The sequence below is a fragment of the uncultured Flavobacterium sp. genome, from assembly GCF_963925415.1.
Classification (GTDB): domain Bacteria; phylum Bacteroidota; class Bacteroidia; order Flavobacteriales; family Flavobacteriaceae; genus Flavobacterium.
The window spans coordinates 1-7,659 of record NZ_CAWUTS010000091.1; the positions used below are offsets into that span (position 1 = coordinate 1).

General features: G+C 30.5%; 8 protein-coding genes. 6 read left to right on the top strand and 2 right to left on the bottom strand.

All coding sequences use genetic code 11. The features are described 5' to 3' along the window. Positions 1–482: MazG family protein (locus AABM47_RS07215; RefSeq protein WP_338410255.1), on the top strand; the 482-nt coding region annotated here is incomplete at its 5' end. Positions 483–501: 19 nt separating this feature from the next. On the opposite strand, the gene rlmH is transcribed toward AABM47_RS07215, so the two are convergent. Together rlmH and AABM47_RS07225 are read right to left on the bottom strand one after the other, a co-directional pair. Then, the gene (rlmH, locus tag AABM47_RS07220) at positions 502–975 is read right to left on the bottom strand and encodes a 23S rRNA (pseudouridine(1915)-N(3))-methyltransferase RlmH (RefSeq protein WP_338410256.1); all 474 of its coding nucleotides are present in this window, start codon (positions 973–975) and stop codon (positions 502–504) included. Continuing rightward, complete coding sequence (locus AABM47_RS07225) at positions 975–1,370, bottom strand: DUF2721 domain-containing protein (protein ID WP_338410257.1); 396 nt, start codon at positions 1,368–1,370, stop codon at positions 975–977. Before AABM47_RS07225 ends, rlmH begins: the two co-directional genes overlap by 1 nt. 294 nt (positions 1,371–1,664) lie before the next feature. Between AABM47_RS07225 and AABM47_RS07230 the strand changes: the two genes are divergently transcribed. The 5 genes from AABM47_RS07230 to AABM47_RS07250 form a co-directional block, all read left to right on the top strand. Further along, entirely contained in the window at positions 1,665–2,672 is a 1,008-nt protein-coding gene (locus tag AABM47_RS07230) for a beta-ketoacyl-ACP synthase III (RefSeq protein ID WP_338410258.1), read from the top strand. Between the two features lie 211 nt (positions 2,673–2,883). Then, the gene (argS, locus tag AABM47_RS07235; protein WP_338410259.1) at positions 2,884–4,659 is read left to right on the top strand and encodes an arginine--tRNA ligase; all 1,776 of its coding nucleotides are present in this window, start codon (positions 2,884–2,886) and stop codon (positions 4,657–4,659) included. Positions 4,660–4,824: 165 nt separating this feature from the next. Beyond that, positions 4,825–5,577, top strand: coding sequence for a hypothetical protein (locus tag AABM47_RS07240; RefSeq protein WP_338410260.1), 753 nt, complete (start codon positions 4,825–4,827; stop codon positions 5,575–5,577). Positions 5,578–5,701: 124 nt separating this feature from the next. Further along, entirely contained in the window at positions 5,702–7,030 is a 1,329-nt protein-coding gene (gene ffh / locus AABM47_RS07245) for a signal recognition particle protein (RefSeq protein ID WP_338410261.1), read from the top strand. A gap of 87 nt (positions 7,031–7,117) precedes the next feature. Continuing rightward, positions 7,118–7,659 (top strand): tetrahydrofolate dehydrogenase/cyclohydrolase catalytic domain-containing protein (locus AABM47_RS07250; RefSeq protein WP_338410262.1); only part of this gene is annotated, 542 nt, incomplete at its 3' end.

Sequence of the window (7,659 nt, forward strand, 5' to 3'; positions counted from 1 at the left end):
ATAGACATCCTCATATTTATGGTGATGTAATTGTTGCAGACGAAGAGGATGTGAAACGCAATTGGGAAAAATTAAAACTTAAAGAAGGGCGTAAATCAGTTTTAGAGGGAGTTCCTAAAAGTTTACCAGCTTTAGTAAAAGCAAGTCGCATACAAGATAAAGTAAAAGGCGTGGGTTTTGATTGGGAAGAAACACATCAAGTATGGGACAAAGTTCAAGAAGAATTACACGAATTACATGTTGAAATTCAGGCAGGTAATCAAGATAAAATGGAAGCCGAGTTTGGAGATGTTTTGTTTTCCTTAATCAATTATGCACGTTTTTTAAAAATAAACCCCGAAGATGCATTAGAGCGAACCAATAAAAAATTTATCAAGCGTTTTATGTATCTAGAAAGTAAAGCTATTGAATTGGGTAAAGATTTATCAGAAATGTCTTTGTCAGAAATGGATGTTTTTTGGGAAGAAGCTAAAAAGATGTAATATTAGTTTTCAGTTAAAACTATTGATGATGATAGGGTTCGTTTTTCAAAATTGTAAAACCCCTATACAGTTGTTCAATTATAAACAAACGCACCATTTGATGTGAAAAGGTCATCTGAGATAGCGATATTTTTGCTTGTGACTTGTTGTAAACAGCCTGGCTAAAGCCATAAGGACCACCTATTACAAAAACCAAAGTTTTGATACCAGAATTCATTTTTTTTTGTAAAAAATCAGAAAAATCTAGACTTGAATATGATTTTCCATTTTCGTCTAATAAAATTAAATAATCTGTAGCACTTATTTTAGATAAAAGTAAATCACCTTCTTTTTCTTTTTGCTGTGCCTCTGTAATGTTTTTAACGTTTTTTAAATCTGCAATAATTTCTAATTCAAACTTAATATAAAAAGACAAACGTTTGCAATACTCTTCAATTAAAGACTGCATATTTTTGTTGTCAGTTTTACCAATGACTATAAGTTTTATATGCATTAGTCCATCTTTTTTAAATCACTCAAATGCACTCGAAGTGCTTCAACAGAAATGCTTATTTCCCAAAATGAAAGGGCTAATGAAATTAGCAAACACAATAAACTGCCACAAAACAAATAAATAGCGATCAGTTGAAGTTCAAAAAACAACAAAAGCATAGAAAATACAGACAAAAACAAACACAAAACACCAAAAAGTTGCATATAACGAATCAAGGTTAGCCTTAAATTTAAATTTTTAATTTGAAGTAAAATTCCAGATGTATGCTCTTGGTCATATGATTTTTTTAAACCTCTAACAATTTGTGCAATTGTCAAAAATCTATTCGTATAAGCTAATAAAATTAAAGATGTAGCAGAAAAAAGTAATGCGGGCGTTTCAATAGATAAGTTCATATCTTTTTATTTTTAAAGTAAAAAATTAGAAACATGTTTTGTTTTTTTTTAGGATAATAAAAAGGCATCATGCTTTTTCAATTGAAAAAGCTTAATTTAGTTTAAAAATTATCATGTAAAAATACATTTTTCAATTGAAATATGTAATAAACACTTTTTAATTTTTAAGCATTTGAATTAAATTTTGAATTAACTTAAAAATCAATACTGTTTATAGATAATTTACACATTATTGTAATAAATTCAACTATTAATTTGATAAATTTGTAAATCAAATAAATCTAAATAACAGGTATGTTTCATTCAAAAATAACAGGATTAGGTTTTTATGTTCCAGATAATGTAGTTACCAATGATGATTTGTCACAAGTAATGGATACCAATGACGAATGGATTCAAGAACGAACCGGTATTCAAGAGCGTAGACACATTATTAGAGGTGAAGACACAACAACATCTATGGGTGTAAAGGCAGCCCAAATTGCTATTGAAAGAGCTCAAATTGCTAAAGAAGATATTGATTTTGTTGTTTTTGCCACTTTGAGTCCCGATTATTATTTTCCAGGGCCAGGTGTTTTAGTGCAAAGAGATTTAGGCTTAAAAACTGTTGGTGCATTAGATGTACGCAATCAATGTTCGGGTTTTGTATATGCTATTTCTGTTGCCGACCAATATATAAAGACCGGAATGTATAAAAATATTTTGGTAATAGGATCAGAATTACACTCTACAGGATTAGACATGACTTCCCGCGGAAGAGGTGTTTCTGTGATATTTGGAGATGGAGCAGGAGCCGCTATTTTATCTAGAGAGGAAGATTTATCTAAAGGAATATTATCTACTCATTTACATTCAGAAGGTCAACATGCAGAAGAATTAGCGCTTATTGCACCAGGAATGGGGAAACGTTGGGTTACAGATATTATAACAGATAATGATCCTAATGACGAAAGTTATTTTCCTTACATGAATGGGCAATTTGTATTTAAAAATGCAGTGGTTCGTTTTAGTGAAGTCATCAATGAAGGGTTGCAAGCTAATAATTTACAAGTTGCAGACATTAATATGTTGATTCCTCATCAAGCAAATTTGAGAATTTCACAATTCATTCAAAAGAAATTTGGTTTAACAGATGACCAAGTTTATAATAACATTCAAAAATACGGAAACACAACAGCAGCATCTATTCCAATTGCTTTAACAGAAGCGTGGGAACAAGGAAAAATAAAAGAAGGAGATTTAGTGGTTTTAGCAGCTTTTGGAAGTGGTTTTACTTGGGGAAGTGTTATAATTAGATGGTAGTCTGTTAAGAAATTAGAATAAAAATGTTAGTTCAATTTTTCAATCATATTCTATTACCGTTAGCCTTATCTGATAATTTTAATTAAAATAAAATCATAAAATGCAATTCATTTGAGTTGCATTTTTTATGTAAAATCAAAAAAAAACTATTCGCTAATTACTCGCAACTAATTACTATATACTATCTTTGAGCTTTTAAAAATACCTACAAATGACATTACATCAAATTCTTACAGAGCAGATTCAAGACGCAATTCAAGAGCTTTTCAATTTAACTATTGAAACAATTGAATTTCAAGCAACTAGAAAAGATTTTGAAGGCGATGTTACTATGGTTGTTTTTCCATTAGTGAAGATTTTAAAAGGAAATCCTGTAGAAATTGGAACTAAAATTGGAACGTTTTTAGTAGATAAAAATGACTTTGTAAGCCGTTTTAATGTAATAGGTGGTTTTCTTAATTTGGTGATTTCAGATGAATTTTATGTAAATTTCTTCAATTCAATTAAAAATGATGAAGATTTTGGATTCGTAAATGTAGATGAAAATGCTAAAGCCATTATGGTTGAATATTCTTCACCAAATACAAACAAACCTTTACATTTAGGACATATTCGTAATATTTTATTAGGATATTCTGTAGCAGAAATCATTAAAGCATCAGGTAAAAAAGCATACAAAACTCAAATCATTAACGATAGAGGAATTCACATTTGTAAGTCGATGTTAGCTTGGCAAAAATATGGTGAAGGTCAAACTCCAGAATCTACAGGTTTAAAAGGAGATAAATTGGTTGGAAATTTTTATGTAGAATTTGATAAAAATTACAAAAAAGAAATTGCAGTTTTGATCTCTGAAGGGAAAACAGAAGAGGAGGCTAAAAAATTAGCACCATCAATTGTAGAAGCTCAGCAAATGCTATTAAAATGGGAGTCTGGTGATACAGAAGTAGTCTCACTTTGGAAAACCATGAACCAATGGGTTTATGAAGGTTTTGAACAAACGTATAAAAACTTAGGAGTAAATTTTGATAGTTATTATTACGAAAGCAATACGTATTTATTAGGTAAAGAAGTAGTTCAATTTGGATTAGAAAAAGGAATTTTTGAAAAAGATCCTGATGGTTCTGTTTGGATTGACTTAACAGAAGATGGTTTAGATCGAAAAATTGTATTGCGTTCTGATGGAACTGCAGTTTACATGACACAAGATATTGGAACAGCTATTCAGCGTGTAAAAGACAATCCAGATATTGGAGGAATGGTTTACACGGTAGGAAACGAGCAAGATTATCACTTTAAAGTATTATTCTTAATCCTAAAGAAATTAGGTTTTGAATGGGCAGAAAGTTTATATCATTTATCTTATGGAATGGTTGAATTACCTTCAGGAAAAATGAAATCTCGCGAAGGTACAGTTGTTGATGCAGATGATTTAATGGCAGAAATGATTGCAACATCACAAAGTATTTCAGAAGAATTAGGAAAACTAGATGGTTATTCTGAAGAAGAAAAATCTAGCTTATACGAAACTATTGGAATGGGTGCTTTAAAGTATTATATGCTAAAAGTAGATCCAAAGAAACAAATGCTTTTTAATCCAGAAGAATCGGTTGATTTTGCAGGAAACACAGGGCCTTTTATTCAATATACTTATGCTCGTATTCAATCAATTATTAGAAAAGCAGAATTTGATTATTCTAATGATGTAAGCATTGAATTACATGAAAAAGAAAAAGAATTAATCAAACAAATTCAAATGTATCCCGATGTAATTCAAAGTGCAGCTGCAAATTATAGTCCAGCTTTAATTGCAAATTATACCTATGAGTTAGTAAAAGAATTTAATTCCTTTTATCAAAATGTTTCTATTTTAGGAGAAACGGATGAAACTAAAAAAATATTCAGAGTTCAATTGTCTAAAACGGTTGGAAACACTATAAAATCGGCCTTTCAACTATTAGGAATTGAGGTTCCTGAACGAATGTAATTTTATTTTAACTAGAAAAATCTTACAAATATTTATACTTTTTTTTTATTTTTTACTTTTTTTTAGTTAAATAGGTCAGTAAGTTAGATACTTTTCTATTTTTTTAATAATCTAATCCTATTTTACTAAAAATATAATATTTTTGAAATATAAAATATAAAACCTATGGCTACAAATAAAAAATTAACGAAAATACAAGATGAAAACAATTCAACTGCTGATTCAAATTATTCTTTTGTAGCTTCAAAAGAAAACGAAGGAAAAGCGTTTCAGTTTAGATTGTTTGCATTTCTTGCATGGATTGTTGCTATTGGATTACAAATTTTTGCAATTTTTAAATTGTTAAATCCATTAAATATGACATGGATTATAGTTGTTATAGTTGTCATTTTAGTTTTATCATTAACAGCCTCTTGGCTTTGGAAAAAAGCCAACAGATTAGATCCAGCTTCAGAAAAAAATAAATTTAAATTTTTTGTTCAAAATCAATTAGGAGCAATAATGGGTGTTTTAGCTTTTTTGCCTCTATTGATTTTAATTTTAACTAATAAAAACTTAACAGGAAAACAAAAAGGTATTGTAGGTGGAATTGCTGGTTTAGCCTTAGTAATTGCAGGAATTGGAGGAGCAGATTTTAATCCGCCTTCTGTTGAACAATATACCAATCAAACACGTCAGGTTGAAGACTTAACAGGTGCAAACAATGTATTTTGGACTAAATCAGGCAAAAGCTATCATTTGTTTTCAGACTGTGGATATATTAATGGAAAACGAACCGATGAAATTTTTGAAGGTAGCGTAGCTAAAGCTCACGAATTAAAAAACATTACAGACTTATGCGACCGCTGCGAAAATCAAGCTATAAAATCCAAACAACAAATCGTTGTTCCTACAACTTTAGATTCAATACCTAATTAGTAAGCTATTGTTATTAATGAAGTAGTCAAAAAAAAATTCACTTTATTGTGGATTTTTTTATGTTTATTAATTAACTTAAGAATCAAATTCTTAAATTTGCATTTCATTAAATAAAATCAATACTATGTTTAATAATTTAACAGAAAAGTTAGATAAAGCATTTCATATATTAAAAGGACACGGTAAAATTACCGATGTTAATGTAGCCGACACTTTAAAAGAAGTTCGTAGAGCTTTATTAGATGCAGATGTTAACTTTAAAATTGCAAAAGATTTTACAACTAAAGTAAAAGAAAAGGCCATTGGACAAAACGTTTTAACAAGTTTGCAACCCGGGCAGTTATTGATAAAAGTTGTAAAAGACGAATTAGCTGAATTAATGGGTGGTGAAGTAGAGGGTATAAATTTATCAGGCAATCCATCTGTTATTTTAATGTCAGGATTACAAGGTTCTGGTAAAACAACTTTCTCAGGTAAACTAGCCAATTATCTCAAAACAAAAAAAGGAAAAAAACCATTATTAGTTGCCTGTGATATATATCGTCCGGCGGCTATTAATCAACTACACGTAGTTGGTGACCAAATAGGTGTTGAGGTTTATTCAGAACCTGAAAATAAAAACCCCGTTCAAATTGCTCAAAATGCAATTAAACACGCAAAAGCCAATGGTTTTAATGTCGTTATTGTAGATACTGCTGGTCGTTTAGCTATTGATGAGCATATGATGAATGAAATTGCAGATGTGCATAAAGCTATCCAGCCAAATGAAACTTTGTTTGTTGTAGATGCAATGACTGGACAAGATGCTGTTAATACTGCAAAAGCATTTAATGATAAATTAAATTTTGATGGTGTTATTTTAACAAAATTAGATGGTGATACACGTGGTGGAGCTGCTATTTCTATTAAATCAGTTGTTAATAAGCCTATTAAATTTATTGGTACAGGAGAAAAAATGGACGCCATAGATGTGTTTTACCCTGCCCGTATGGCTGATAGAATTTTAGGCATGGGTGATGTTGTTTCACTTGTTGAAAAAGCACAAGAGCAATATAATGAAGAAGAAGCTAGAAAATTACAAAAGAAAATTGCTAAAAATGAATTTGGTTTTGATGACTTTTTAACACAAATTCATCAAATCAAAAAAATGGGTAGCATGAAAGATCTTGTTGGAATGATCCCGGGAGCTAGTAAAGCCATGAAGGATGTTGAAATTGAAGACGATGCATTTAAGTATATCGAAGCAATAATTCACTCTATGACACCAATTGAAAGAAGCAAGCCTTCTTTAATTGATATGAAAAGAAAAACACGAATAGCAAAAGGTTCTGGCACTAAAATTGAGCAAGTGAATCAATTGATGAAGCAGTTTGAACAAATGAGTAAAATGATGAAAATGATGCAAGGTGGCGGAGGCAAAAACATGATGCGCATGATGCAAAATATGAAATAATATAAACAAACACTTGTAAAAGACTTCTGTCTCATAGCAATATAACCCATTACCAATTTACAATTCCCTAACATACAAGAAACAAAAATGATTCTACTAGACGGTAAAAAAGTGTCAGAAGACATAAAAAATGAAATTACAGCTGAAGTAAACAAAATGAAAGCTAATGGCGAAAAGGTTCCTCATTTAGCAGCTTTAATTGTTGGTAATGATGGTGCTAGTTTAACATATGTAGGCAGTAAAGTAAAAGCCTGCGAGCGAGTAGGTTTTGAATCTACATTGATAAAAATGCCCAGCACAACTTCTGAAACCGAATTGCTTAAGAAAATTAAAGAACTAAATGAAAACGATGATATAGATGGATTTATAGTTCAACTACCATTGCCTAAACAAATCGATACACAAAAAGTACTAATGGCTGTAGATCCTAGTAAAGATGTTGACGGATTTCATCCCGAAAATTTTGGAAAAATGGCTTTGGATATGACAACTTTTATTCCTGCAACCCCTTTTGGAATTTTAGAATTATTAGAACGTTACAATGTAGATACAGCAGGAAAACATACCGTTGTTATTGGTCGCAGTCATATTGTAGGCAGGCCTATGAGTATTTTAATGGGTAGAAAAGG